The organism is Adlercreutzia sp. CNCM I-6216, from assembly GCF_977113345.1.
The window spans coordinates 128,855-155,851 of record NZ_CDSBIE010000003.1; the positions used below are offsets into that span (position 1 = coordinate 128,855).

Annotated in this window: 20 protein-coding genes; 17 read left to right on the forward strand and 3 right to left on the reverse strand. The window is 66.1% G+C overall.

All coding sequences use genetic code 11. The features are described from left to right. Window positions 1-250 precede the first annotated feature (250 nt). From ACYVRU_RS04110 to ACYVRU_RS04130, 5 genes are all read left to right on the forward strand, one after another. Complete coding sequence (locus ACYVRU_RS04110) at window positions 251-880, forward strand: TetR/AcrR family transcriptional regulator (RefSeq protein ID WP_367891187.1); 630 nt, start codon at window positions 251-253, stop codon at window positions 878-880. A gap of 15 nt (window positions 881-895) precedes the next feature. Beyond that, window positions 896-5,662, forward strand: a complete 4,767-nt coding sequence (locus tag ACYVRU_RS04115; protein WP_452039450.1) for an acyl-CoA dehydratase activase-related protein — start codon at window positions 896-898, stop codon at window positions 5,660-5,662. Beyond that, complete coding sequence (gene rsmI / locus ACYVRU_RS04120; protein ID WP_461185746.1) at window positions 5,662-6,534, forward strand: 16S rRNA (cytidine(1402)-2'-O)-methyltransferase; 873 nt, start codon at window positions 5,662-5,664, stop codon at window positions 6,532-6,534. Before ACYVRU_RS04115 ends, rsmI begins: the two co-directional genes overlap by 1 nt. Window positions 6,535-6,607: 73 nt before the next feature. Beyond that, complete coding sequence (locus tag ACYVRU_RS04125) at window positions 6,608-7,159, forward strand: M48 family metallopeptidase (protein WP_157012585.1); 552 nt, start codon at window positions 6,608-6,610, stop codon at window positions 7,157-7,159. A 124-nt stretch (window positions 7,160-7,283) separates the two neighbouring features. Then, window positions 7,284-8,228 (forward strand): sortase domain-containing protein, encoded by a 945-nt coding sequence (locus tag ACYVRU_RS04130; protein WP_157012534.1) that lies wholly within the window; start codon window positions 7,284-7,286, stop codon window positions 8,226-8,228. 99 nt (window positions 8,229-8,327) lie between these two features. Here ACYVRU_RS04130 and nifU read toward each other — a convergent pair whose 3' ends face one another. Both nifU and nifS read right to left on the reverse strand, forming a co-directional pair. Then, entirely contained in the window at window positions 8,328-8,786 is a 459-nt protein-coding gene (nifU, locus tag ACYVRU_RS04135; protein WP_321203145.1) for a Fe-S cluster assembly scaffold protein NifU, read from the reverse strand. Window positions 8,787-8,843: 57 nt separating this feature from the next. Beyond that, window positions 8,844-10,070, reverse strand: coding sequence for a cysteine desulfurase NifS (gene nifS / locus ACYVRU_RS04140; RefSeq protein WP_157012533.1), 1,227 nt, complete (start codon window positions 10,068-10,070; stop codon window positions 8,844-8,846). A 181-nt stretch (window positions 10,071-10,251) separates the two neighbouring features. Here nifS and ACYVRU_RS04145 point away from each other — a divergent pair, with 181 nt between their 5' ends. The 12 genes from ACYVRU_RS04145 (at window position 10,252) to ACYVRU_RS04200 (ending at window position 25,692) form a co-directional block, all read left to right on the forward strand. Then, the gene (locus ACYVRU_RS04145) at window positions 10,252-10,671 is read left to right on the forward strand and encodes an RrF2 family transcriptional regulator (protein WP_302223924.1); all 420 of its coding nucleotides are present in this window, start codon (window positions 10,252-10,254) and stop codon (window positions 10,669-10,671) included. 64 nt (window positions 10,672-10,735) lie between these two features. Further along, a complete protein-coding gene (locus ACYVRU_RS04150; protein ID WP_452039449.1) occupies window positions 10,736-13,336 on the forward strand; it encodes an ATP-binding protein in 2,601 nt (866 codons plus the stop codon). Between the two features lie 200 nt (window positions 13,337-13,536). Next, window positions 13,537-15,114, forward strand: coding sequence for a methionine--tRNA ligase (gene metG, locus ACYVRU_RS04155; protein ID WP_302223921.1), 1,578 nt, complete (start codon window positions 13,537-13,539; stop codon window positions 15,112-15,114). Window positions 15,115-15,192: 78 nt separating this feature from the next. Continuing rightward, complete coding sequence (locus ACYVRU_RS04160; protein ID WP_302223931.1) at window positions 15,193-16,101, forward strand: TatD family hydrolase; 909 nt, start codon at window positions 15,193-15,195, stop codon at window positions 16,099-16,101. After that, window positions 16,094-17,011 (forward strand): flavodoxin family protein, encoded by a 918-nt coding sequence (locus tag ACYVRU_RS04165; protein ID WP_451917886.1) that lies wholly within the window; start codon window positions 16,094-16,096, stop codon window positions 17,009-17,011. Before ACYVRU_RS04160 ends, ACYVRU_RS04165 begins: the two co-directional genes overlap by 8 nt. Next, window positions 16,995-18,164 carry a ribosomal RNA small subunit methyltransferase A gene (locus ACYVRU_RS04170; protein ID WP_241520657.1) on the forward strand — a complete coding sequence of 390 codons (1,170 nt, stop codon included), beginning with the start codon at window positions 16,995-16,997 and terminating at the stop codon, window positions 18,162-18,164. The genes ACYVRU_RS04165 and ACYVRU_RS04170 overlap by 17 nt, the downstream gene beginning before the upstream one ends. Before the next feature lie 46 nt (window positions 18,165-18,210). Beyond that, entirely contained in the window at window positions 18,211-19,071 is an 861-nt protein-coding gene (locus tag ACYVRU_RS04175) for a hypothetical protein (RefSeq protein WP_147272677.1), read from the forward strand. Window positions 19,072-19,073: 2 nt separating this feature from the next. Continuing rightward, on the forward strand, window positions 19,074-19,703 hold the full coding sequence (locus ACYVRU_RS04180; protein WP_302233558.1) for a helix-turn-helix domain-containing protein: 630 nt from the start codon (window positions 19,074-19,076) through the stop codon (window positions 19,701-19,703). Between the two features lie 45 nt (window positions 19,704-19,748). Beyond that, window positions 19,749-21,293: a cellulase family glycosylhydrolase gene (locus ACYVRU_RS04185; RefSeq protein WP_417177453.1), complete on the forward strand. Its 1,545-nt coding sequence runs from the start codon at window positions 19,749-19,751 to the stop codon at window positions 21,291-21,293. A gap of 105 nt (window positions 21,294-21,398) precedes the next feature. After that, window positions 21,399-21,995 (forward strand): GNAT family N-acetyltransferase, encoded by a 597-nt coding sequence (locus ACYVRU_RS04190; RefSeq protein WP_417177452.1) that lies wholly within the window; start codon window positions 21,399-21,401, stop codon window positions 21,993-21,995. A gap of 181 nt (window positions 21,996-22,176) precedes the next feature. Next, a complete protein-coding gene (locus ACYVRU_RS04195; protein ID WP_231699505.1) occupies window positions 22,177-24,240 on the forward strand; it encodes a RecQ family ATP-dependent DNA helicase in 2,064 nt (687 codons plus the stop codon). A gap of 249 nt (window positions 24,241-24,489) precedes the next feature. After that, window positions 24,490-25,692, forward strand: a complete 1,203-nt coding sequence (locus ACYVRU_RS04200; protein WP_173113954.1) for an NADP-dependent isocitrate dehydrogenase — start codon at window positions 24,490-24,492, stop codon at window positions 25,690-25,692. Between the two features lie 245 nt (window positions 25,693-25,937). On the opposite strand, the gene ACYVRU_RS04205 is transcribed toward ACYVRU_RS04200, so the two are convergent. Then, window positions 25,938-26,996 carry an IS1/IS1595 family N-terminal zinc-binding domain-containing protein gene (locus tag ACYVRU_RS04205; protein ID WP_173111974.1) on the reverse strand — a complete coding sequence of 353 codons (1,059 nt, stop codon included), beginning with the start codon at window positions 26,994-26,996 and terminating at the stop codon, window positions 25,938-25,940. Between the last annotated feature and the right edge of the window lies 1 nt (window position 26,997).

Genomic DNA, 26,997 nt, shown 5'->3' on the forward strand with positions numbered 1-26,997 from the left:
GGCGCGCAGGCGCCTGCCTCCTCGATAAACGCGGTGGTACGAATGCGAAACCCCAAGATACCAGGAAAAGAGCAACTGCGGGCCGCCTTCGACAAGAAAACAGGCTTTTGGAAGGGTGGTGGAAGGGGAAGGAAGGGGTTGCCGAAAAGGGCGGCGCTCTCTATAATGCGAGCTATTGAACAGAGTGTCCATTTTTGGCCGTTCTGTCGAAATCCGACCGCTGTATCGCAACCGAACGAAGGAGACCGTCATAGCCACGGCAACCTGCGCGCCGGCCGCCCCCTGCGAGGATCGGCGCATCGCGAAATCGAGGCGCGCCCTGCGCGGCGCCCTTGTCGAGCTCATGGAGGAGCGCGGCTACGATGCGCTCACCGTGAACGACTTATGCGAGCGGGCCGATACGTCCCGCGGCACTTTCTACAACCACTTCCGCGACAAGGACGGGCTGCTCGCCGTGCTGGAGGACGAGGTCATGGCCGACCTCGATGCCCTGCAGGAGCGCATGCAGTCCATTACCCTGGCGGACATGCTGGCCTTCCGCGCGACGGGCCGCCCGCTGCCGTTCCTCGTGGAGCTGTTCGACTACCTGCGCGAGCAGAGCGACTTTCTGCACGCGGTGCTTGGCCCCGGGGGCGATGTGCGCTTCGGGCCGCGGCTGCGTGAGGCGGTCTGCGAGAACCTGGTGCAGAACATCCTGCATGAGAAATACCGCGACAACCCTACGGTTTTCGTGGAGTACTACGTGGCCTTCTACGCCGCCGCCTACTTAGGGGTCATCGCCCACTGGATCGAGCGCGGCTGCCCCGAATCCTCTGAGACCATGGCGCGCATCGCCATGCGCCTTCTGTTTATCAAGCCCGGCGAGTCCATCGAGCTGTAAGTTGGGAGTAAGCCAATGAAGAAGAATGCCAAGAACAGCAAGTACACCGAGATCATCACCGAGGCCTCAACCTCGGCAAAAGAGCTGGCATCTGCGGCGTGCGCCTCTTGCGCGCCGCGGGTGACCACGGTGGAGACGGCCCAGACTTCCGCCGAGGCCAGCGCCGCTGCGGAGGCGTGCCCCTTCCATATCGGCATCGACGTGGGATCGACCACGGTGAAGCTGGCGGTGCTGAACAACGACAACGAAATCCTGTGGGCGGTGTACCGCCGCCATCATGCCGACGTGCGCGCCACCATCGTGGAGGTGCTGCGCGAGGCGGCCTCGGCCTATCCGGACGAGACCATGACCATCGCCATCACCGGATCGGGCGGCCTGCTTCTGTCCCAGTGGCTCGACGTGGCTTTCGTGCAGGAGGTTATCGCGTCGAAGACGGCGGTGGAGACCTTCATCCCCAAAACCGACGTCGCCATCGAGCTGGGCGGCGAGGACGCGAAGATCATCTACTTCGACAACGGCATCGAGCAGCGCATGAACGGCACCTGCGCCGGCGGCACGGGCGCCTTCATCGACCAGATGGCGGCCCTTCTGGACACGGATGCCGGCGGCCTGAACGAGCTGGCGGCCGATCATGAGACCATCTACCCCATCGCGAGCCGCTGCGGCGTGTTCGCCAAGACCGATGTGCAGCCGCTTCTGAACGAGGGCGCGCGCAAGGAGGACATCGCCGCCTCCATCTTCCAGTCGGTGGTGACTCAGACCATCTCCGGTCTCGCCTGCGGCCGGCCCATCCGGGGGCATGTGGCCTTCCTCGGCGGCCCCTTGCAGTACCTGCCCGAACTGCGCAAGCGCTTCTACGAAACCTTGGAATTGACCGACGAGGCCATCATCGTGCCCGAGAACGCGCACCTGTTCGTGGCTGCCGGCTGCGCCATCGCCGGTGTGGCAGAGGGCGCGCGGCCCGAGAAGCTTTTCGATGTGCTGACGCGCCTGGAGGGCCTGGGCGACATGCAGGGCTCGGAGGTGGTACGCCTGGCGCCGCTGTTCGCCGACGAGGCGGAGCTGGCGGAGTTCCACGCTCGCCACGACGCCGAGCGCGTGCGTCGCGCGTCGCTTGAGGACTACCGGGGCGTGGCCTTCCTCGGCATCGACGCCGGCTCCACCACGTTCAAGGCGGCGCTCATCGGCGAGGACGGGGCGCTTCTGTGGTCCACCTACGCCTCGAACAAGGGCGACGTGCTGGGCTGCGCCAAGGCGGCCGTGGCCGAGCTGTACCAGGCGCTGCCCCGCGACCCGGAAACGGATGAGCCGCTCGTGCAGATAGGCCACGCCACGGTGACCGGCTACGGCGAGGGGCTTCTGCTGGAGGCCCTGCGGGTCGACTCCGGCGAGATTGAGACGGTGGCCCATTTGCGCGGCGCCCAGGAGATGCTGCCCGGCGTGGAGTTCATCCTGGACATCGGCGGCCAGGACATGAAGTGCTTGCGCGTGAAGGACGGCGTCATCGACCACATCATGCTGAACGAGGCCTGTTCCTCGGGCTGCGGCAGCTTCATCGAGTCCTTCGCGAGCGGCCTGAACCTGGACGTGGCCGAGTTCGCCGCCACGGCCATCTCCGCCGAGAACCCGGTGGATCTGGGCAGCCGCTGCACCGTGTTCATGAACAGCCGCGTGAAACAGGCCCAGAAGGAGGGCGCCACCGTAGGCGACATCGCCGCGGGTCTGGCGATTTCCGTTATCAAGAACGCCCTGTTCAAGGTCATCAAGATTCGCGACCCGCACGATGTGGGCACGAAGGTCATCGTGCAGGGCGGCACCTTCTTGAACGATGCGGTGCTGCGCGCCTTCGAGCAGCTCTCCGAAGTGAACGCCATCCGTCCCGACATCGCCGGCAACATGGGCGCCTTCGGCGCGGCATTGTTGGCCCGCGACCGCTTCGAGGAGACGCGCCGGCGCACCGAGAACGTGCCGCTGTCGCCGGATCTGGGCCCGAAGGTGCCCCTGAGCGGGCTTTTGTCCCTTGAGGAGATCGAGGCGCTCGCGCCGACGCATCGCACCGTGCGCTGCAAGGGCTGCTCGAACGCCTGCCTGCTCACAGTGAACGATTTCGGCATCGATGCGGCGACGGGCAAGCACCGCCGCTTCATCACCGGCAACCGCTGCGAGAAGGGCGAGAGTTTGGGCACCGGCACCGAGAAGTCGGCCGTGCCGAACCTGTTCGAGTACAAGGCCGAGCGCACCTTCGGCTACGAGCCCCTGGCGCCCGAGGAGGCGCCCCGCGGCACCGTGGGCATCCCGCGCGCGCTCAACATGTACGAGAACTACCCGTTCTGGTTCACCTTCTTCACGAAGCTGGGGTACCGGGTGGTGCTGTCCGACCCGTCCACGAAGAAGACCTACGAGGCCGGCATCGAATCGATGCCCTCCGAGAGCGTGTGCTATCCGGCGAAGCTTTCGCACGGCCACATCATGAACCTGCTCGACAAGCACCCGGACTTCATCTGGATGCCGTGTTCGAAGTGGGAGCGCCAGGAGGACGAGACCGCCGGCAACCACTTCAACTGCCCCATTGTGGCGAGTTACCCCGAGGCGCTGCGCCTGAACATCGACGAGCTGCGCGAGACCGATGTGGCCTTCGTGTCGCCGTGGGTGCCCTACCACGACAAGGACAAGCTGGCCGAGCGCCTGGTGGTGGAGCTGACCGAGAACTTTGCGAAAGAGACGAACGGGTGCGGCCCCGCGCTCACGGCTGACGAGATCCGGGCGGCGGTGGAGGCGGCCTGGGCCGAGGACGAGGCGTTCAAACGCGATATTCGCACGAAGGGTGTGGAAACCCTCGCGTGGATGGAGAAGACCGGCACGCGCGGCATCGTGTTGGCCGGGCGCCCCTATCACCAGGATCCCGAGATCAACCACGCTATCCCCGAGCTGCTCACGAGCTTCGGTTTGGCCGTGCTCACCGAGGACTCCGTGGCGCACTTGGGCCAGCTGGAGCGGCCCATTCGCGTGGTGGATCAGTGGATGTACCATACGCGCCTGTACGCGGCGGCCAAGGTGGTCACCCAGCGTAAGGATCTCGATCTCATTCAGCTGAACTCCTTCGGATGCGGCCTGGATGCCCTCACCACCGATCAGGTGCAGGAGGTGTTGGAAGCGGCCGGCAAGGTGTACACGGTGCTGAAGATCGACGAGGTGTCGAACTTGGGCGCGGCGCGCATTCGCGTGCGCAGTCTTTTGGCGGCCTTGAAGGACCAGGCCGACCGCGAGGCCGAGGCGGAAGCCGACGCCGCCGCCGAGAAGAGGGGCTGTCCGGCTGCGTGCATCGACTTGGACAACCTGGATAAGCTCGTGCCCGCCAGCTTCACCGAGAAGGCCGATGGCGTGGTGGCCGCGGCCGAGATCGAGCAGCGCGAGGGCGCCTCCACCGAGTTCGCGCGCCCCCAGTTCACCGAGCAGATGCGCGATGGGGGCTGGACGATTCTGGCGCCCCAGATGGCCCCCTACCACTTCGAGCTTCTGGTGCCCATCTTCAAGCGCGCCGGCTACAACGTGGCGCTTCTGCCCTCGGTGGACCACGGCGCGGTGGACGCGGGCCTGAAGTACGTGAACAACGACATCTGCTACCCGTCCATCCTGGTCACGGGCCAGATTATGGAAGCGGTGCTGTCGGGCAAGTACGACACCGACAAGCTGGCCGTGCTCATCACCCAGACCGGCGGCGGCTGCCGCGCCACCAACTACATCTCGCTCATCCGCAAGGCGCTGAAGTCCGTGGGGCTCGGGCACATCCCGGTCATCGCCATCTCCTTCAAGGACCTGGGCGAGGAGAACCCTGGCTTCAAGATCACGCCGAAGATGCTCTACCAGGCCATTTACGCGCTGCAGTACGGCGATTTGCTCATGATGTGCTTGTATCGCACGCGCCCCTACGAGGTGGAGCCGGGCAGCGCGAACCGCCTGTTCCAGTACTGGATGGACGCCTGCAAGCACCAGCTCGAGCGCGGCGTGCGCCAGTCGGAGTTCCGCCGCACGGTGCGCCGCATCGTGGAGGACTTCGACGCGCTGCCCCTGGCCGGCGAGGGCACGAAACCCCGCGTGGGCGTGGTGGGCGAGATCCTCGTGAAGTTCCACCCGACGGCCAACAACCAGATCGTGGACGTCATCGAGCGCGAGGGCTGCGAGGCCGTGGTGCCCGGGCTTATCGAGTTCTTCCTGTTCGGCATCGCCGGCGGCATCTTCCAGCAGCCTATCGGCAAGTCGAAGAAGAGCGCGCTCGGGAGCAAGATCGGCCTGGCCGCCATCAAGAAGCTGCGCAAGCCCGTGAACGACGCGCTGGAGAAGTCGAGTCGCTTCCACCCGCCGGCGGACATCTACGAGCTGGCCGACTACGCGAGCGAGATCCTTTCCCTGTGCAACTCCATGGGCGAGGGGTGGCTGCTCACCGCTGAGATGGTGGAGCTCATTCGCTCCGGCTGCCCGAACGTGGTGTGCACCCAGCCCTTCGCCTGTTTGCCGAACCACGTGGTGGGCAAGGCCACCATTAAGGAGCTGCGCCGCCGCTACCCGGAGAGCAACATCGTGGCCGTGGACTACGACCCCGGTGCGAGCGAGGTGAACCAGCTCAACCGCATCAAGCTCATGATCGCCGTGGCCAAGGCGAATTTGGCCGAGAAGGAGGCCGAGGCCCGTGCCGCCCGGGCGGTGGCCCGCGACGGAGCGCCTGAGGAACCCGAGACCGTGGCGGCATCCGTAGAGGTGGAGACCACCGAGGTCGTGGGGTAGTGGAATCCGCCAACGCTTCGGGAAAACTCGTCATCGTGCCGACGCCCATTGGGAATTTGGGCGATATGACGCTGCGCTCGCTGGAGGCGCTGCGCGAGGCCGACGTGGTGTGCGCGGAGGACACCCGGGTAACGGGGAAGCTGCTCGCGCATTTCGGGATCGAGAAGCGGCTCGCGCGGCTGGACGAGGCGATGATCGGCTCGCGGGCTGCGGGCGTGGTGGAGCGCGTGGCAGCCGGCGAGGTGGTGGCCTACTGCTCGGACGCCGGCATGCCCGGCGTGTCCGACCCGGGGCTGCGACTTGTGGCCGCGGCGCGCGAGGCCGGTGTGGCCGTGGAGGTGCTGCCCGGCGCCTCGGCGGCGGCCTGCGCCTACGTGGCCTCGGGAACGGTGTGCCCGCGCTTCTACTTCGGCGGCTTCTTCCCACGCAAGGCGACCGAGCAACGGACGGTGCTCGCAGAGCTTTCCGGGCTGGACGCGGCTCTCGTGTTCTACGAGAGCCCGAACCGGCTGGTGGCGGCGCTTTCGGTCATCGCCGAGGTGCTGCCGTGGCGCGAGGTGGCGGTCTGCCGCGAGCTGACGAAGCTGCACGAGGAGGTGGCCCGGGGGAGTGCCGCCGAGCTGCGCGAGCGGTTCGCGGCCCGTGCCGAGGAGCCCGGCGGCGTTCGCGGCGAGATCGTGCTCGTGATAGACGCCCCGGGCGAGACGGAGGCGGCCGTCGGTGCCGAGGAGGCCGCGGCATCGGCTGCCGAGCGCGCTGTCGAGCTGGTGGCGGAGGGCCTGCGCACCAAGGAGGTCACCAAGCACCTTGTCGCCGAGTTCGGCATTTCCCGCAACGACGCCTACAACCTGGCCATGGAGGCCGCGCGATGACTTCGGTGTCATTCTGAGCGAGCGAAGCGAGTCGAATAATTTCATGGCAGCAGCGAGAAAGCGTCCGGCAAAAATGATGCCTCCCGAGCTCGTCTTCATCGACGGGCTGGAGGTCTGGCTCACCCGCAAGGCCATCAAGAATATGCACCTGCGGGTAAAGCCTCCCGACGGGCGCATCGAGGTGTCGGCGCCCCTGCACTTGCCGCTCGCCACCATCCGGAAGTTCGTGGGGGAGAAGCGCGACTGGATAGAGCGCCAGCAGCAGGAGATCGCGCAATCGCCCCGTGTCGAGGCCGCCGCGGCCACGCCTACGGAAGTGGCCCAGTGGAAAGCGGTCGTTGCGGCCTGCGTGCCGGCGCTCATCGAGGCGTGGGAGCCCGTCATGGGCGTGAAGGCGGGCAAGATCGCCTACCGCAACATGACGAGTCGCTGGGGCAGCTGCCAGCCCTCGACCGGCCGCATCTGCATCAACGTGCGCTTGGCCCTCTACCCGCCGGAGTGCTTGGAATACGTGGTCGTCCACGAGCTGTGCCACCTGCTTGAGCGCGGCCACGGCCCTCGCTTCCACGCGCTTATGGGCACTTTCATGCCTGACTGGAAAGAGCGGCGCGCCAAGCTGCGCTAGCGTCGGGATTCGGCACTGCGAAATTGAAGCGAACTTTTGTACTAAAAGGGCTTTTCATTGGGCTTGTATTACATTACAATGCGAACAAACATTCGGTTTTGAGAGCGAAAGGCCTGGTGAGAGCATGGGAGAGGTTGTTGGACGCAAAAAGAAGGCTGTGGTGACAGGAGCGCTGGCGCTTACCTTGGGCGCCGGCCTGGGGCTTGGCGCGGTAGCTTGGGGAAGTGAGGGGTCCGTGCCTGAGGAAAGTGTGAGAGCCGGGGACGCTTGGGCTCCGTTGGTGGGCCAGAAGTTGGAGGAGAAGGTGGCCGCTGCGGCCCGTTCCCATCGCGCCGAAGTGCGGCAGGCGCTTGCGGCCTATAGGGTAACGGACGCGGCGGCGCGGGAAGCTGCCACGGAAGCAGGGGAGCAAACGCCGGCCGAAGCCGCCGGGGCGCAGGACGCTCATCTTTCTGCCGAGGGTCCAGGTGCCTCATCGGGCGAGGCTGCGGGTGCGTGTTCGGAAGAGGCGGATCGGGCGGACGAACAGCGCGGCGGCCAGGAGGCGTCGAAGGGGTCCGGAAGTGCGGCGGAAGGCGGGGGATTCGCCTCTCAGCCGAGCGCGCCCGGGCCCGAACCTTCGGTGGAAGCATCGGCGGAAGGCGACTCTTCCGCTTCCGAAGAGGTGCCATCTGATGAGGGATCGAACGTCGATGGAACGCTCAAGCCTGGCACGCTGGTGGTAGACGGTACCGCCATTCCCTACCGCGATGTGCGCGGCGGCACGACGCCGAGCTCCGGGGGAGGTCTGTGGTTGGGGTCGGACGCGGTGGATGACGGCAGCTGGGGCTATTTCGTCGGACATAACCCCGGCTCGTTCGCACCGGTGCGTTCGCTGTCCTCGGGCGATGCCGTCGTCGTGTGCGACCGCTCGGGAGGGCAGCGCACTTATACGGTGAGGGATGTGTTCCAGGTGGAGGAGACGGCCACGTGGAAGACCATCGCTTCGCGGGTAACCGGTTACGGCGAGTCGGTGGTGCTGCAAACCTGCGCGGGCGACGGCATGAACGTCATCGTCGTCGCAGCGTAGGGGTGGGCGACTTTGCGGCACGCGCCGGCTTGAAAAGAGAAGAGCCCGGAAGCCCTTGGGCTTCCGGGTCGAACCAGCGGCTTGTCGGAGAGCCAGCGGCTACTCGTCGTCCTCGTCGCCGTGGCCGTGGTCGTGCTCGGAGATGTCGCTCACGGGCTTCTCCAGGCCCTCGATGACGATGCCGTTCTTCTCGGCGTAGTCCCACAGCGCCGCATGGATGGCCTCTTCGGCCAGCAGCGAGCAGTGCACCTTCACCGGGGGCAGCCCGTCTAAGGCCTCCATGACGGCCTTGTTCGTGACCTCCAGCGCCTCCTGCACTGTCTTGCCCTTCACGAGCACGGTGGCCATAGAGCTCGTGGCGATAGCGGCCCCGCAGCCGAAGGTCTTGAACTTCGCGTCGCGGATGACGTTGTTCTCGTCGATGTCGAGGTACACGCGCATGATGTCGCCGCACACCGCGTTGCCCACGGTGCCGCAGCCGCTCGCGTTCTCGATCTCGCCGACGTTCTGGGGGTTGGTGAAGTGCTCCATCACTTTATCGGAGTAGTTCATGGCCATGAGGGATTCTCTCTTTCTATGGGTGGGGAGGACGATGAAGGAGGTGATAGGGTGATGTTAGTTCGCGTAGGGGAAGCCGTCGGCCTTGAAGCGCTCGATGACCGATTCCACCTTGCCCTGCTGGAAGTCCTCGTACAGGGGGCTCATCATGCGCAGGTGCTGCAGCGTGGCCTTAAGCGAGTCCACGGCGAAGTCGATGTCGGCCAGGGTGGTGTCGCGGCCCAGCGTCAAGCGCAGCGAGCCGTGGGCGATCTCGTGGGGAAGGCCGATGGCCAAAAGCACGTGGCTCGGGTCCAGCGAGCCGGAGGTGCAGGCGGAGCCGGAGGACACGCAGATGCCCCGGGCGGCCAGCTGCAGCAGCATGCCTTCGCCCTCGATGAACTCGAAGGAGAAGTTCACGTTGTTGGCCAGGCGGCTCTCCCAGCTGCCGTTGAGCTTCGCCGAGGGGATCTCCTCCAGGATGCGGCGGATGGCGTGGTCGCGCAGGGCCAGCTGACGGTCGTGCTCGGGGGCGATTTCCTCGGCGGCCAATTCGGTCGCGCGGGTGAAGCCGACGATGCCGGGCACGTTCTCCGTGGAGCCGCGCCGCCCGCGTTCCTGCTGGCCGCCGTCGAGGAGGTTCTGGAGCTTCACGCCCTTGCGCACGTACAGGAGGCCGACGCCCTTAGGCCCGTAGATCTTGTGGGAGGAGGCCGACAGCATATCGATGCCCAGCTCGTTCACGTCGATGGGCTCGTGCCCGAAGGCCTGCACCGCGTCGGTGTGGAAAACGACGTTGGCATCATGGGCAGCTGCCGTCAGCTCAGCGATAGGCTCGATGGTGCCGATTTCGTTGTTGGCGAACATAATGGAGGCCAGGATGGTGTCCGGGCGGATGGCCGCCTTGAAGTCCTCAACGCTCACGAGCCCGTGCTCGTCCACGGGCAGGTAGGTCACTTCGAAGCCCTCGCGCTCCAGCGCCTGGCAGGTGTGCAGCACCGCGTGGTGCTCGATGGCGCTCGTGATAAGGTGGCGCCCCTTGGCGGCGTTGGCCCGGGCGAACCCCTTGAGGGCCCAGTTGTCCGATTCGGTGCCGCCGCTCGTGAAGAAGATCTCGCGCGGCGTTGCGCCGATAAGGCCGGCCAGGCTCTCGCGGGCGGCGGCCACGGCATCGGAGGCCTCCTGGCCCAAAGGATAGATGGAGGAGGGGTTGCCGAAATGCTCGGTGAAATAGGGGGTCATGGCCTCCACTACTTCGGGACGGACAGGCGTCGTGGACGCATGGTCAAGGTAGATCTGGCTCATGATGCTCCTGCTTCCGCGTTGGGGATGGGTTCGCCCGGCACGGTTCAGGGCCGTGATCGAGCTTCTCCATCTAAGTCTAGTAATTTGCTAGAGATTAATATAGACGGGTTGCGGAGATTGTCAAGAACCTCCTATGATTGTTACCATATTCCCGACGATTTACCCAGAAAGGCGACCTCCGGTGAAGATTTCGACGAAGACCCGTTACGGCATGCGCTTCATGATCGACCTGGCCCAAAGCCAGGGGGAGGGCCGTGTGGCCTTGAAGGACGTCGCCGATCGCCAGGGGCTTTCCAAGAAGTACCTCGAGCAGGTCGTCGCGCCGCTTGCCAGCGCGGGGCTGCTCGATGTGACCCGCGGCAACCAGGGCGGCTACCGCTTGGCCCGTGAGGCGGCCTCCATCACGCTGGCCGACATTGTCGCCGCCTCCGAGGACGGCCTGGAGCTGCTCGATTGTATGGGGTCGCTCTCCACTTGCGAGCGCGCCGAGGGCTGTCCGTCCCGCCGCGTGTGGGGCGGTCTTCAGGCGGCCATCGGGGACTACCTCTCGGGGCTGACTCTCGCCGACGTCGCCGCTCCCGCCGCTGGTTCCAACTTGTAATCTCTCAGCTGCCCTCTTTCGCGTATCATGTGTAATTACCTGTGCCGCGACGAGAGAGGACGCTGTGGAAGACGAGGGGAAAAAGTACTGGCTCTCCATAGCTGCTTTCGTTCTCGTGTTCATCGCGGTCGTCGTCACGCTGTCCACCTTCATGCAGCAGACGAGCAACCGCATCGTTGCCCAGGCGAACCAGTACGTCTCTGATGCCACGGCCCAATCCTGCGTGCTGGTCTCCACCCTCATGGAGAACACGCAGAAAGACATCGAGACTATCGCCGCCCTTGCCTCGGAGTCGGCGGATGTGACCGACATCGTCACCAGCGAGGAATGGCTCATCAGCGTGGAGGAGACCTCGCCTTTCGACACCATCGACTTCGTTGATGTCGACGGCATGCAGCACTCGCCCCAGCACGAGCCGGTGAACGTGTCGGATCGCTCTTGCTTCAAGCGGGCCATGGCGGGCGAATCTGGCATCGAGGCCGTATTCAACACCCGCATGACCCACGAGAACCTCGTGTACTTCTTCGCACCGGTTCGCGAGGGCGCGGACGGCCCGGTCGTGGGCTTGCTTCTGGCCCACTACAGCGAGAACCGGCTCGCCGATCTTCTGTCAGGCGATTTCTTCGGCTACGCGTCCCAGGTGATGCTGTGCTTGCCCACCGGGGAGGTGGTGGCCGCCACGGATTCCTCCTATGTTGGCAGGAACCTTATCCAAGAGGCGCAGGCCGACCCCTCTGCCACCTCTGGCGCCCGCGATCTGGAGCGCGCTTTTGCCAATCACGAGACGGTCACGTACAGCTACCAGGCTGAGCGCGGCACGGGCTCGGTGTGCCTTCGCGAGGTGCCGGGTCTCGGCTGGATGATGCTGGAGACGTTCCCGGCCGCCGCTACCGAGCAGATGATCAACGAGGCCAATGAAGGCGGTTGGAACGCCCTGTTCGTCATCGTGGTGGTATTCGTCCTCGTCATTGCCGGCATTATCTTCTACAACAACCGCCGCCACCGCTCGCTCACCCGCTCGATGCGCGATCGGGAGGACGTGCAGCGCGGGGTGGCCAAGCTGACCGAGCGGCTGGTGCTCATGGATTTGGATGCCGATCGGTTCCGCTACATGAGCGGCCCGGTCACGCCGAGTGACCCCTACGAGTTGGAAGGCCCCTACACCGCCATGATAGAGCGCCTGCAGGGCCTGGTCGTGGGCGACGAGGCCAAGGCGGAGGTGGCCAAGCTCTACGACAAGCACACGATCATCGATCTCATGCCGCCCGGCTCCGACGAGATCCGCTTCGAGTACCAGATGAATCGCGGGGGAGACGTCAAACGGGAGGACATCAACCTCATCTGCGTGCAGCGCGACGCGGCGGGGATGCCGACGCGGCTTCTCTACACAACCCAGGACGTCACGGCGCTCAAGCAGCGCGAGAAGCAGCTCCAGCTGGCCATGGAGGACTCCTATCGCGCGGCGGTTGCCGCCAACAACGCCAAGAGCGACTTCCTCTCGCGCATGAGCCACGATATCCGCACGCCGATGAACGCCATCATCGGCATGACGGAGCTCGCGCGCATGAACGAGGGGCATCCGGAGAAAGTGGACGACTGCCTGGCGAAGATCACGCTGTCGAGCAACCATTTGCTCGCGCTGATCAACGAGGTTCTCGATCTCTCCATGATCGAGAACGGGCGCCTGGTGCTTACCGTGGGAGAGGTGGATCTGCGAGCGTTGGCTCTCGAGATGGAGACGATGTTCTCGCAGCGCTGCGAAGAATCGGGCATCGCCTTCGTGATTGAATTCGAAGGGCTCGCCCATCCGCTGGTAGAGGGCGACGGGCTTCGCTTGCAACAGGTGTTCATGAACATGCTCGGCAATGCGGTGAAGTTCACGCCGGCGGGCGGCTCGGTGTCGCTGCGGGTTGTCGAGCACGCCTCTCGCGTCGAGGGGACGAGCGACTACGAGTTCGTCTTCGCCGACACCGGCTGCGGCATGGCGCCTGAGTTTCTGGCGCACGTCTTCGAGCCCTTCGCGCGTGAGCACGACTCGCGCACCGAGTCCGTGGAGGGCACGGGGCTGGGGCTTTCCATCGCCCAGTCCGTCGTCTCGCTGATGGGCGGCACGATTGATGTGGAAAGCGAGCCGGGTCGCGGCACGGTGTTCACGGTGCGGGTGAGCATGCGCTATGTGGAAAGGGACGCGAAAGGCTCCCTCGAGGAAAGCGACGACGCCGACGCCCTGTGCGATGTTTCGCAGGGGGATGCGCCCGCGCCGAGGGGCGCCGATTTGAGCGGCGTGCGCGTGCTGCTTGTGGAGGACAACGAGCTTAACAGCGAGATCGCCGTGGCGCTGCTGGAGTCCCTCGGCGCGGCGGCCGAGACGGCGGCCAACGGCCAGGAGGCCCTCGATGCGCTGGACGCGAGCGAGCCGGGCCATTTCGACGTGGTGCTCATGGATATCCAGATGCCCGTCATGAACGGCCTCGAGGCCACGCGCCGCATCCGCGAGAGCGAGCGCGATGATTTGCGCGCGCTGCCCGTCGTGGTGCTCTCGGCCAACGCGTTCACCGAGGATGTGCAGGAATCGAAGCGCGCCGGCGCCGACGACCATCTCTCCAAGCCCATCAGCGTAAAGGATCTTGCGGCAACGTTGGGTGGAATCCTCGGGCGCTCCTGATCCTTGCGGCGCTCGCGTCCCTCGCGACCCTTGCCGCCCTGGTTCCTCACGGCCCCGCGCCATCACGCGCCTACGGCGCAGCGCGGAGTCGAAGGATCGTGCGGCCCTTCCCTGTGTTAAGATAGCCTGCACGCAACAACCCTAAAGGGGAGCGGCGGTGTCATCGGCCGCCTGCGCCCGGAAAAGGAGTCTTACCCGCTATGCCTAAGGGAACCTTCGGCGTCACCACGCCCATCTACTACATCAACGCCGCGCCGCATCTGGGCACCGCCTACACCACGGTGGCCGCCGACACCATCGCGCGCTACGAGCGCATGAACGGCTACGACGTGTCGTTCGTCACCGGCACCGACGAGCACGGCCAGAAGATCGCCGAGACCGCCGAAAAGAACGGCATGACCCCGCAAGCCTGGTGCGACTCACTGGCCCCGGCCTTCACCGATGCGTGGAAGACGCTGGATATCGACTACACCAACTTCGTGCGCACCACCGAGGATCGCCAGACCCGTGCCGTGCAGAAGTTCTGGCAGGGGCTCTACGACGCGGGCTGGCTGTACAAGAGCGCCTACGAGGGCTGGTACTGCGTGCACGAGGAGACCTACTACGCTGAGAGCGACTTGGAGAAGAACGAGGACGGCGAGTTCGTGTGCCCCGACTGCAAGCGCCCGGTGCGCTACGAGTCCTCGGGCGAGGAGAACTGGTTCTTCAAGCTCTCCGAGTTCCAGGACAAACTCCTCGCCTTCTATGACGAGCATCCGGACTTCATCCGGCCGGTCAGCCGTCGCAACGAGATCGTCTCCTTCGTGAAGGGCGGCTTGCAGGATCTGTCCATCTCCCGTTCCAGCTTCGACTGGGGCATCCCCGTGCCGTGGGATGAGGGCCACGTGTTCTACGTGTGGGCCGACGCGCTCATCGCGTACCTCACGGGCATCGGCTACGGCGACCCCGAGCGCGAGGCCGAGTTCGATCGTCGCTGGCCCATTCAGTACCACTTTGTGGGCAAGGACATCACCCGCTTCCACTGCGTCATCTGGCCCGCGATGCTCATGGCCGCTGGCATGCCCATCACCCACACGGTGTTCGGCCACGGCTTTCTGCTCACCAAGGGCGAGAAGATGTCGAAGTCGAAGGGCAACGGGCTTATGCCGGCCGACCTGGTGCGCGTGTTCGGGGTGGACGCCTACCGCTATTACTTCATGAGCGACGTGCAGTTCGGCCACGACGGCTCCATCTCCATGGAGCGCATGGTGCAGGTGTACAACGCCGATCTGGCCAATACCTGGGGCAACCTCGTCTCCCGCGTGACGAACATGACCACGAAGTACTTCGAGGGCCGCGTGCCCGAGGCGCCTGCCGGTTCCGAGGACAACCCCCTGCGCGAGATCGCCGACACCCTGTACGCGGAATACGACGCCTGCATGGCCGAGGTGGACTTCACCGGGGCCGCGGCGGCGGTGCAGAAGCTGGCGAGCCGCGTGAACCTGTACGTGGAGGAGAGCGCCCCCTGGACGCTGGCGAAAGATCCCGCCCGCGCCGATGAGCTGGCCGGCGTCATCTACAACTGTCTGGAGGCCATCCGCATCATCGCCCTGTACATGGCGCCGTTCATGCCGAACACCTCGGCCGAGGTGTTCCGTCGCCTGGGCCTGGGAGAGATCGCCGACACCACCGACATCCAGGAGGCCACGGCCTGGGGCCAGCTGCCCGCCAGCGTCGCCGTGGAGGTGGGCGACCCCCTCTTCCCCCGCCTGGATGTGGATAATCTGCCCGAGCTGTAGGCGATCATGAGAGACCAAGATCCCGTTTTTTATGACGCACTGTTTCGGCAGAAGCGCAAAGGGGGGAAGTGGCGTGTGATGCCCTCGCCGGTGCTGGAAGGCCCGGTGGCCGACACCCATGCGCATCTGCAGATGCTGGCCGATCCGGCCTGCGAGTTGGCCCGCGGCGGTGCTCACGGCGTCGCCTTCGTGGAGACCATCGTCGATCCGGCCGAGGACGGCTTCGCCACCTTCGACGTCCTGCCTCTCTGGCTCATGGAGGCCGCTCGCGATCTGAAGGTCATGGAAGAAGAGGACGATGGCACGGCCGGCATTGTCGCCGCTCCGGCGGTGCCCCACGTGCGCATCGCGGCCGGCGTGCACCCGCACAACGCCAAGGAGTGGGCGCCGGAGCTTAAGGCCGCCCTGCGCGAGCGTTTGCGCGACCGCCGCGTGAGCGCGGTGGGGGAGATCGGGCTCGACTACCACTACGACCTGTCGCCGCGCGATGTGCAGCGCGAGATCTTCCGCGCTCAGATTCGCCTGGCCAAGGAAGCGGGACTGCCCATCGCGCTGCATATGCGCGAGGCTCACGACGACGGCTTCGCCATTCTGGAAGAGGAGGGCTTTCCCGAGGCGGGAACGCTTCTGCACTGCTTCAACCTGGATGCCGCTGAGGTGGCGCGTTGGGTGGAGGCCGGCTGCTACATCGCCTTCGGGGGCCCGCTTACCTTCAAGCGCGCCGACGAGGTGCGCGAGGCCGCCAAGCTGGTACCGGCCGATCGCCTGCTCACCGAGACGGACTCGCCCTACATGACCCCCGAGCCTCTGCGCGGCACCGATTGCGGCCCCGCCCACACCATCTACACCGCCGACGTGCTCTGCGAAGTCCGCGGCGCCACGACGCCCGAGGCCCGTGCCGCCCTGCTCGCCCAGCTCTACGAGAACGCACAGCGCCTCCTCAACCGCAAGCCCACCCCGTGGCAGAAAGGCAGCAGCAATGCATAGAGTGATTTTGCACGGGTCGTGTCGGGCCGATGGGCGCAGTGCCGCGCTGGCCGACGAGCTGTTCAATGCCTGCATCGAGGAGTGCCCGGAGGACGGGGTGTCCATCGTGTCGGTGTCGTCCACCGAGGTGCGGCCGTGTATCGGCTGCGATGAGTGCCGCGCCGTCGCCGAGGAGCCCATCCACGTGTTCGAGGAGGGCGATCCGCTGCTGCCTCAAGAGACGGTGGCGGAATCCGGTGCTCTGTTCCACCATTGCGTCATTGACGATGACATGAACGAGGTGCGCAAGCACCTGGATGCGGCCGATGAGCTCATCGTGGTGTGCCCGGTGTACTTCGCCAGCGTGCCGGCTCAGATGAAGGCGCTGCTCGACCGCCTGCAGCCCTACTACTTCACCGACCTGCGCACGCGGCCCAAGCGCCCTGCGGTCATCCACGTGGTAGGAGTCGGCGGCGATCCCCACGGCTTCGAGCCGCTCATCGGCACGGTGCGCTCGGCGCTGTCCGTGGCCGGCTTTGCCGTAGAGCTCGTGCTCGACTGGGTGGGGAAGATTCGCGCTGACGGCGAGATCACGGCCGACGCCGAGGAGTACCCGCTGCCCCCCGTGGGCGGCTTCGGCGCCCTGGGCCTCGACTTCGATGACGACTATGAGGTTGTGGAAGTGGAGGGCGTGGAAGAAATCGAGGAAGTCGAAGAGGAGGAGGACAACGACGGGACGACCGAAGCTGCCGAGCACCGCCCGAAGGATCGCGCGAAGCTGTCCGTAAGCCAGAAGGCGCCCGCCCCTAAGCAGGATGCCCCGAAGTCGGGCTCCCGCGGCCCGCGCAAGTCCTCCGGCAAGGGCGGCGGCCCGGCCTACGGGAAGAAGAACACCAAGAAGAAGGGCAACGGCCGTGGCGGCCACCGATAGCTATGCCGGCGGCGACGGGCGCCTGTCGCCGCTCTCTACGCCGAGTGCCACCCGCGCGGTGCTCGAGGCCCACGGCATCGGCACCAAGTACACGCTCGGCCAGAACTTTCTCGTGAACGACGACGTGCTGAAGAAGATCATCGCCCTGGCCGAGGTGGACGAGGCCGACCGCGTTTTGGAAGTGGGCCCCGGCATCGGCACGCTCACCATCGCGCTCCTGAAGCACGCCGCCAGCGTCGTCGCCATCGAGCGCGACCCCGACCTGCCCGCCGTCCTCGCCGACACCCTGCACCCCTGGCGCGAGAAGTTCGCTCTCATAGAAAAGGACGCCCTTGACGTAACCGGGGATGACATTGTTGCGGCTATGGCCGAGATCGGCGCAGACACGGGGTGCCTTGACCGAGCGAGTTCCGCAGCGAACGAAACAGCCCAGTGGGCTGTTTCGCAGAGCGAGGACTGTCTGAGCGAATCAAGGTACCGCGTGGCTGTGCCTCAGGAGGAGCTTCAGCCGAGTCTTCCCAGCAAGCTGGTCGCGAACCTTCCCTACGCCGTGGCCGCCACCGTCGTGCTCGACTACTTCGAATCCTTCCTCTTCTTGGACTCCGCCACCATCATGGTGCAGAAGGAGGTGGCCGACCGCATGGCGGCCGCCGTGGGCACGAAGAACTACGGCGCTTACACCGTGAAGCTCGGCTTGCACGCCGAGCCGGCCGGCCGCTTTCCCGTGGGCCCGGGCAACTTTTTCCCGCCGCCCCGGGTCGATTCCGCCGTCATCCGCCTGAACCGTCGCGTGCCGCTCATGGCCGATGGGGCACCTGCCACGCCGGAGGTCATCGCTGCTGCGGCTCTCATAGCCGACGCCGCCTTCGCCAACCGCCGCAAGACCATCGCCAACTCCTGCAAGACCTACTTCTCCGGCCGCGGCTCGCTCTTGCTGGGAGCCTCGGGTTCGTCGGCTGGGCTAAGGGCCGTGGATGGCGCCCTGTCTGGTGGTGTTGGGGGCGCCTTCGTCCTCGACGGAGCCGACATCGTCGATCACCTTCCCGCCATCTTCGATGCCGCCGCCATCGACCCCCGCCGCCGCGGCGAAACCCTGACCCAGCAGGAATTCCTCGCCCTCGGCGCTGCACTGCTGAAAGAGGCGACCGTCTGATCTCTTTCTGTGATATGATGCAAAAATCATATTGAAGGGAGGGGTTATGGACGATCTGGTTGCGGAGCTGCAGGATTTCCGCCACCTGCGCTGGGACGAGCGCACGACAACCTCGGGAACGAGCGGCACCTTCCCGAAGGCGCGGGCCGGCGAGGGGAGGGCGCGCCGCTACTACAAGCTCTCCTGCTACGACAGCTACCGGGGCATTTACGGCCATGAGTGTGTCAATGAGCTTCTGGCCGGCCGCGTGATGGAGCACCTGGGCATTCCCCATGCACGCTATCGGCTCATCCACGGGCTCGTGGTCATCGACGGCGAAGAGCGCGAGACGTGGCTCAACGAGTCGCCGAGCTTCCGCGCGCCCGACGAGCGCAAGATGGCCTTCGATTTATTCTACGACTTGAACCGGCGCCCCGGGGAGTCGCCGTTCGACCTTGCGCGGCGCTACGGTTGGGGCCCGCAGGTGGCGGCCCTCATCATTGCTGATTATCTCATCGCCAATCGGGATCGCCACGGCGCAAACATAGAGGTGATACGCAGCCCCGAAGGCTCGGTGCGCCTCGCGCCGCTGTTCGATAGCGGCTTGTCCTTCGTGTTCTCTTGCTACGGGGATGAGGAGCGCGTGCGCGCCTTCGACCCCTTAAGCGACGTGAACGCCAACAATTACCTGGGGACGCGCTCGTTGGAAGAGAACTTGCGCTTCGTGGGCGAGCTGGTGGAGACGCCCCTGCCAATGCCGCCTCTCGGCGAGGGGCGCATACGGGCCTTGACCGATGGCATCGGCCACGCGGTATCCGATGCCCATGTTGCGAAGATGCGCGAGATGCTTGCACGGCGCTGGGAGCATCTGCTCGCGGGGGGCATCGTCGTCGAGAGCCGGTCGGACGGCCTGTCGAGGGAGGGGTAGTCGTGTTCGCCTTCGACATCATCGACGGCCGCGCCCGCAATGCCGTTCCCTGCGGCCGTCTCTTCTACGACGCCGAACGCGACGAATGGGGCATCCAGATAGCGGAGGGCGCAGGCCCCGAAGAGGTGCCGTTCCTTTTCTCCTCGTTCGTCGAAAGGGGGGAGCGCGCGATAGGGCCTGCGTGGGCGCGTCGCTGGGTGGCCGAGCGCGTGGTGCCTCCGGGACGGCAGAACCTGGGAGAGGTCTTGAGGGCGAATGGCCTCCGGGAATACAGCGAGTTCGCCCTGCTCGCTATTGGGAAGGGGGCCTGTTCGCAGGATTATTTCGTGCTGCGCGGGCCGTTTCCCGTCGATGACGATGGCGAGATACTGGACGACCGGCGCCAGTTGCGCCAGTCCATCGGGCGCGCGGTGGCCGAGGCGCGCCGCGAGCAGGGTATGACGCAGAAACAGCTGGCCGAGAGGGCCCTGGTGGATCAGGCCGTCGTCAGCCGCGTGGAGCGAGGTCGCGCCAACATCACCTCCGATCTTCTGGCGGATGTGGCCTGCGCCTTGGGAATGTGTGTGGAAGTGACGCTGGCGCCGGCGGCGGTGTACAATGGCGAGCCTGACGAAGGACGATCGGGCCTCTAGGTCCTGGAAGTGAGCGGGCCGATAGGCCCTGGAAGCGAGGGTGCCATGGGAAAGACGGCGGGACGGGCAAGGTTCGCGCGCATCGGCATCGCGGTGGCGGTGCTCGTGGCGCTGGCGGGCGTCGGCGTGGCCCTGGCCATGACGGTGGGCGGCTTGGCCCCGGCCGGGGGCTCGAATGCCCTGGTGGTGGAAGAGCCCGCGAGCCGTCCCCAGGACACCTTGGAGGCAGAGCCGGCGGCCCCGGCCGATGCCGCCGCGGGAGAGGCCCCGTCCGAGGAGGCCGCGCCCCCCGCGCCCACCCCTTCCACGACCGGCGCGCTTAAAGTCGTCGGCGCCCAGCTCACCGATGCCTCCGGCGAGCCGGTGCAGCTGCGCGGCGTCTCCACCCACGGTCTGGCCTGGTACCCGCAGTACGTGAACCAGGAGTTCTTCACCGAGCTGCGCGACGTGTGGGGCGCCAACGTTGTGCGCCTGGCCACCTACTCGGCGGAAGAGGGCGGCTACGCCACGGAGACGGGCGACCGCACGGCGCTGAACGACCTGGTGGTGCGCGGCGTCCAGTACGCCCAGGCCGCCGACTTGTACGCGGTGGTCGACTGGCACACCCTGTCGGATGCGAACCCCGCCACGAACCAGTGGGCCGCCGAGGAGTTCTTCCGTTCCGTGTCCGGCGCCCTGGGGGACGCGGACAACGTCATCTACGAGATCTGCAACGAGCCCAACGGCGGCACCACGTGGGCTGATATCAAGGCCTACGCTGAGGCGATCATCCCCATCATTCGCGCCAACGACCCGGACGCGGTCATCGTCGTGGGCACGCCCACCTGGTCCCAGGATCTCGCCGCCGCGGCGGCCGACCCGCTGCCCGACGCCAACGTCATGTACGCGCTGCACTTCTACGCCGCCACTCATGAAGATGACCTGCGCCGTGCGCTTTCCACGGCGGTGGCCGGCGGCCTGCCCGTGTTCGTGACCGAGTTCGGCATTTGCGAGGCAAGCGGTGCCGGCGAGATCGACTACGCTTCGGCGAACCTGTGGGTACGCCTCATGAACGAGCTGGACGTGAGTTACATCTGCTGGAACCTGTCGAATAAGGACGAGACGGCGGCCCTGTTCAAGCCCGGCTGCGCGAAGACCTCCGGCTTCACCCTGGACGACCTCACTGACGAGGGCCTATGGCTCGTCGACACCCTGAAGAGCCCCGGCTTTTCCCGCGAGGAGGTGGCGCTGGCCCGGGCCGAGGTGAAGGACAACAGCGCCGGAGCCCAGATGCTCGTCTCCGCCGACGACACCCTGCAGTGGACCTTCCAGGTGGCCGACCGTTGGGAGGAGGGCGGCCGCACCTTCTTCCGCTACGAGATGGCCGGCTCGAACTACAGCGCCGGCGTGAAGAGCTGGTCGGTCGTGGTGCCCTTCAACGGCGAGGTGACCTTGGAGGACGCGTGGAACTGCAAGGCTTCGGCCTCAGGCACGCGGCTCACTGTCGCCAACGGCGCCCACAACGGGAACGTTCCCGCCGGCGGTTTTGTGCGCGACGTAGGCTTCATCGTGAGCGGCCCGGCGGATCTGGCCGTGGTGGAGTACGAGTAGCGCGCGGCTTCCCCTCCGCTCGCCAGTTCGCCTTTTGACGGCGATGGGTGCGAGCATACAATAGTTGTCACGGCGTCACGCAGGCGATTCAAAGGAGGTTCGGTTGTGCGCACGGTAAGACTGGCGACGGAGGCAGACGCGGCAGGCATTCTGGCCGTGTACGCGCCCTATATCCGCGATACGGCGGTCACGTTCGAAACTGAGACCCCCTCGTTGGACGCCTTCCGCTGTCGCATGGCCTCTATCATCGGCGACTATCCCTATCTGGTGGTGGAAGAGGACGGCTCCATCGTCGGGTTCGCCTACGCGCACCGGCTGGGGGAGTGCGCCGCCTATGCGTGGAACGCCGAGCTGTCCATCTACTTCGCGCCGGGCTGCACCTCCCGAGGATGGGGCAGCGTGCTGTTCTGGGCGCTCATCGACCTTCTGGCCCTGCAGGGCGTGCGCAACGCCTACAGCCTCATCACCGTGCCCAACGAGGCGAGTCTGGCCTTGCATGAGAAGTTGGGCTTTGCGCTCATGGGCATTCAGAAGGAGGCCGGCTACAAGCTGGGCGCCTGGCACGATGTGGCGTGGCTGCGCATGGCCATCGGCGACTTCTCAGCGGCTCCCGAACCCCGCGTGCCGCTTTCCGCCATGGATCCCGATCAGGTGGCCGAGGTGCTCACCGCTGCTGAGGACGCGCTGGCGCGGTTGGGGTAGCGGTGCTGCGTGTCGGCGCGATTCGGCTGAGGCGGACGCAATGGCGACGCCGCAGCGGTCGGTGTGGGAAAGCGCCGGGAACCGATGACGGTTTTGGGACGGCTTTGCCGCGACCACGGCAGAGCCGATACCCGCTATACTGGCTTGCAAAAGACGAGGCGACCGAAGGCGGGGAACGTTCATGGATCAGAAGATGGAGCAGGCACGGGCTGTGCTGGCGAGCCGTTTCGGCTACGACGCGTTCCGCCCGGGGCAGGAGGCAGTGGTCTCGGCGCTCCTTTCCGGTCGCGATGTGCTGGCAGTCATGCCCACCGGTGCCGGCAAGTCGGTGTGCTACCAGGTGCCGGCCGTCGTCATGGAGGGCATGGCGCTCGTCGTGAGCCCGCTCGTGTCGCTCATGGCCGACCAGGTTCGGGCCGTGCAGGAAGCGGGCATCCGCGGGGCGTACCTGAATTCCACGCTGGCGCCCGGACAGCAGGCCGAGGTGCTGCGCCGGGCGGCCGAGGGCGCCTATGACCTCATGTACGTGGCTCCCGAGCGCCTGGCCGATCCGCGCTTCGCCGAGTTCGCCCGTACGGCGCGGCTCGCGCTGATCGCCGTGGACGAGGCCCACTGCGTGTCCCAATGGGGTCAGGACTTCCGCCCCTCGTACCTCTCCATCGGCCAGTTCATCGCTGAGCTGCCCGTCCGCCCTCCCGTGGCGGCGCTCACGGCCACGGCCACCGATCTGGTGCGCCGCGACATCGTGCGCCTTCTGGGTCTGCGCGACGCGGCCTGCACGGTCACGGGCTTCGACCGGCCCAACCTGCGTTTCGCGGTGGAGCGGCGCGAGCCCAAGCAGAAGCTGGCGCGCCTGGATGCCTTCATCGACGAGCGACGGGCCGAGTCGGGCATCGTCTACTGCGCCAAGCGGGCGACGGTGGAGGAGGTGTGCGACCACTTGCGCGAGCGCGGCATCGCGGCCACCCGCTACCACGCGGGGCTCACCGCCGAGGAGCGCGAGCGCAACCAGCGGGCCTTCGTGAACGATACGGCCCCGGTCATGGTGGCCACCAACGCCTTCGGCATGGGCATCGACAAGTCCAACGTCAGCTACGTGGTGCACTACAACATGCCCGGGTCGGTGGAGGCCTACTACCAGGAGGCCGGCCGCGCCGGGCGCGACGGAAGCCCGGCCGAATGCCTACTTCTGTGGTGCGACGGCGACATCGCCACGGGCCGTTTCTTCATCGAGCAGGAATCGACCCACGAGGGGCTCACGGCCGAGGAGGCCGAGGTGGTGCGCGCGAGCCGCCGCCGCATGCTGGAGTCCATGGTCGGCTACTGCTACACCACCGGTTGCCTGCGCGCGTACATTCTCCGCTACTTCGGGGAAGGTGGTCATGACGAGGCACTCCCGTCGCAGGGAGGGGCGACCGAGGTCGCCCCCTACGGTGGGGCGGGTGCCGGCGGCGCAAACCTGCTTGACGGTGCTGCCTGCGCCCCAGACTCCCGCGATGGCCATGCCGCCTGCGACCCCACCCTCCGTAGGGGTGGATCTTGGTCCGCCCTCCCGACCGAGGAAAATTCTGCAAGCTCGTCGGCGAAGCGGTGCTGCTCGAACTGCGACGGGGAATTCGAGGCCGTGGACGTCACCGCCGAGGCTCGCGCCATCATGCGCTGCGTGCAGGCTCTGCGCGGCCGCTTCGGCAAGACGACGGTGGTGGACGTGCTGCGCGGCGCCGACACCGAGAATCTGCGCCAGTGGGGCCTGGTGAACCTGCCGGTCTACGGCACCTCCGAGGCTCGGCGCGCCCTGCTCATGGAAGTGGTGGAGCTCTTGGCTGCCGACGGGTATCTCGCCATCACCGAGGGGAAGTTCCCGCTTGTGGGCTTCGGCCCCCGCTACCGTGAGGCCGCTGAGCCCGATTTTGCGCTGCGCATCAAGCAGACGCCGAAGGTGCGCAAGGGGAGCGCGGCCAAACCGCCGAAGGCTGCCCGTCCTGGCGCCGCCGATCTGGGAGCGGCGGACGCCGAGCTCTTCGAGCGTTTGCGCGCCCTGCGTCTGCTCCTGGCCCAGGAGGCCGCCGTGCCGCCCTACGTCATCTTCCACGACGCCACCCTAGCCGCTATGGCCGCCGCCCGCCCCGCCACGGAAGAGGAGCTGCTAGCCCTCCCCGGCGTAGGCGAGAAAAAGCTCGCCACCTATGGTAAGGCGTTCTTGGAAGAGATCGCGTCTGTCCCCGAAGCAACCGAAGTTGAGTAGGCTCGGAGGGGCCGAGGGGGCCCGCGCGCAGGTTGCGCAGCGACTGGAACAGCCCAGTGGGCTGTTCCGCAAAGCGAGCCATTGCTTGAGCACGGGTTCCCTCGGCCCCTCCGAGCCGGACGGCTCCTTTCTCGCTCGAACTCGGACAGCCCCTGCCCGTTACAACCTTGTTTCTAGGCGAATTGCGGGGCGAGTTGCTCACATTTCGCGGTAGCATGGTCGCAACCGATTTCTGTCGTAAGGAGCACCATGACCAAGATTCAAATGACCACGCCGCTTGTGGAGATGGACGGCGATGAGATGACCCGCATCATCTGGCAGATGATCAAAGACGAGCTGATCTGCCCCTTCGTGGACTTGAAGACCGAGTACTACGATTTGGGCCTGGAGAACCGCAACGCTACCGACGATATGGTCACCATCGAGTCCGCCGAGGCCACCAAGCGTTTGGGCGTGGCCGTGAAGTGCGCCACCATTACGCCGAACGCCGCTCGGGTGGAGGAGTACGACCTGAAGCAGATGTGGAAGAGCCCCAACGGCACCATCCGCGCGATGCTCGACGGCACGGTGTTCCGCACCCCCATCATTGTGAAAGGCATCGAGCCCTGCGTGCGCAACTGGACGCGCCCCATCACCATCGCCCGCCATGCCTACGGCGATGTGTACAAGAACGCCGAGATCCGCGTGCCCGGCCCCGGCAAGGTGGAGCTTGTGTACACCGGCGACGACGGCACGGAGATCCGCGAGCTGGTGCACGAGTACGACGGCGCCGGCGTGGCCCAGGGCATGCACAACCTGGACGCCTCCATCGCGAGTTTCGCCATGAGCTGCTTCGAGTTCGCCCTGGACACCAAGCAGGACCTGTGGTTCGCCACCAAGGACACCATCTCCAAGAAGTACGACCACCGCTTCAAGGACATCTTCCAGGAGATCTACGACGATAAGTACGCGGCCCGCTTCGAGGAGGCCGGCATCGAGTACTTCTACACGCTCATCGACGACGCCGTGGCCCGGGTCATGAAGGCCGAGGGCGGCTTCATCTGGGCCTGCAAGAACTACGACGGCGACGTGATGAGCGACATGGTGTCGAGCGCCTTCGGGTCGCTGGCCATGATGACCTCGGTGCTCGTGAGCCCGGCGGGCGTCTACGAGTACGAGGCGGCTCACGGCACGGTGCAGCGTCACTACTACAAGCATTTGGAAGGCAAGGAGACCTCCACGAACTCCGTAGCCACCATCTTCGCCTGGTCCGGCGCCCTGCGCAAGCGCGGCGAATTGGACGAGCTGCCCGACCTCGTGGCTTTCGCCGACCGCTTGGAAGCGGCTACCCTGGCCACCATTGAGGCCGGCGAGATGACCGGCGACCTCGCCCGCATCACGACGCTGCCGAACCCCGTGACCCTTTCCACGGGCGAGTTCATCCAAGCCATCGCCAAGCGCCTCGCCGCCTAAGCGATTCCGCGTCGCCTCGTCTCTTTTCGGCTTGCCTCGTCCCTTCCGGCCCGACCGCATCCAACCCGCGGTCGGGCCTTTTCGTTCTCGCTAATTTGGAAAATGTGCTTTTCTGGATCGCGGGATTTGGAAAATGTGCTTTTTTGATTTCGCAAAACACCTTGCTTGATCTGCGGAAACTTGAAAAATCCCAGTTCAGAAGGGTGAACAAAAAAGCACATTAATCCTCCTTTGCAGATTGTGGGCTAGGAGGAGGACTCCTCATCGTCTGAACTGGGCGACCTCGCGTAGAAGTCCCTGTATCGGAGCGTTTTCGGGTTGCGCATTGCCCGATCCAACACGAACGCCGCCTTTTCCATCTTGTCGCGGGGAGGGTTCATCATCACCCAGAAGAGGTCGAGGTAGCCGCCGAGCCTGGTGCGGTCGAACCCCGTGTGGGAGTCGAGGAACAGGCGCAGCAGATAGCAGAGCCGGTTGACCGCGGCGAGCGGGTTCTCCGGGTCGGGCAGGCGCTTGATGAGCTTGGAGTTGTGCCGCTCGCTGCGCAGGCCCAGCTCGCGGACCAGGCGGTTGTGGCCGTTCTCCATGTCGTGGACCAGCGTCGAGCCGCGCGCCACATGGCCCCCGAAGGCGGCGAGGGTGCGCGCGCCGCTGGTCTTGCCGAGCCCCTCGTCGGCGAACACCGACGCCCCGCTCCCGTCGCAGCCGATGCCGATGCAGTGCTTCCCCTTGGAGAAGCCGCCCGGGACCTTGGAGCCGTCGGGCATCCTCGGCTGGTCCGCCAGCGGCAGCGGGTACATCATCTCGTCGATCTCCACCCGGCCGGCCAGGGCGGCGCCCTCCTGCACCCCCTCCAGCACCGCGAGCAGCTTGGCGAGCCAGTACGGCGGCGTGGTGGCCGACCTGCGGCCCGACCGGGCCGCGCCCGCCAGGCTGCCGTAGGAGAAGACCTCGAGGAGGAACTCCGTCCAGTCGGCGACGGGCAGCTTGCGGCCGTCGAAGACGGTGCCGGTGGCCGGGTTGAACGCGCGGCCGCAGGACAGGCAGCGCCACCGGCGCACGCCGTTGGCGTCGCGCCCGTTGCCCTCGATCGCCGGCGAGCCGCAGCGCGGGCACGCGTCGCGGTCGTAGCCGTTGAAGAAATCGGCCTCGCCGACCAGGCCGGCGCCCGCGTGGCGGTAGCGGTACATGTCGCGGTGGCAGTCCCTGACGATCCTCTCGGCCGGGGACAGCTCGCCGTCGCCGGCGCCGTCCCACGGCGTGGCCGACGGCGCCGGGCGCCGCCGCTTCTCTTCTCCGCTCATG

What these genes read in the sequence shown, in the direction of transcription:
- ACYVRU_RS04115 (WP_452039450.1), top strand. Translation starts at nt 896, where the DNA reads ATGAAGAAGAATGCCAAGAACAGCAAGTACACCGAGATCATCACCGAG.
- ACYVRU_RS04125 (WP_157012585.1), top strand. Translation starts at nt 6,608, where the DNA reads ATGATGCCTCCCGAGCTCGTCTTCATCGACGGGCTGGAGGTCTGGCTC.
- ACYVRU_RS04130 (WP_157012534.1), top strand. Translation starts at nt 7,284, where the DNA reads ATGGGAGAGGTTGTTGGACGCAAAAAGAAGGCTGTGGTGACAGGAGCG.
- nifU (WP_321203145.1), bottom strand. Translation starts at nt 8,786, where the DNA reads ATGGCCATGAACTACTCCGATAAAGTGATGGAGCACTTCACCAACCCC.
- nifS (WP_157012533.1), bottom strand. Translation starts at nt 10,070, where the DNA reads ATGAGCCAGATCTACCTTGACCATGCGTCCACGACGCCTGTCCGTCCC.
- metG (WP_302223921.1), top strand. Translation starts at nt 13,537, where the DNA reads ATGCCTAAGGGAACCTTCGGCGTCACCACGCCCATCTACTACATCAAC.
- ACYVRU_RS04160 (WP_302223931.1), top strand. Translation starts at nt 15,193, where the DNA reads ATGCCCTCGCCGGTGCTGGAAGGCCCGGTGGCCGACACCCATGCGCAT.
- ACYVRU_RS04165 (WP_451917886.1), top strand. Translation starts at nt 16,094, where the DNA reads ATGCATAGAGTGATTTTGCACGGGTCGTGTCGGGCCGATGGGCGCAGT.
- ACYVRU_RS04175 (WP_147272677.1), top strand. Translation starts at nt 18,211, where the DNA reads ATGGACGATCTGGTTGCGGAGCTGCAGGATTTCCGCCACCTGCGCTGG.
- ACYVRU_RS04185 (WP_417177453.1), top strand. Translation starts at nt 19,749, where the DNA reads ATGGGAAAGACGGCGGGACGGGCAAGGTTCGCGCGCATCGGCATCGCG.
- ACYVRU_RS04195 (WP_231699505.1), top strand. Translation starts at nt 22,177, where the DNA reads ATGGATCAGAAGATGGAGCAGGCACGGGCTGTGCTGGCGAGCCGTTTC.
- ACYVRU_RS04200 (WP_173113954.1), top strand. Translation starts at nt 24,490, where the DNA reads ATGACCAAGATTCAAATGACCACGCCGCTTGTGGAGATGGACGGCGAT.
- ACYVRU_RS04205 (WP_173111974.1), bottom strand. Translation starts at nt 26,996, where the DNA reads ATGAGCGGAGAAGAGAAGCGGCGGCGCCCGGCGCCGTCGGCCACGCCG.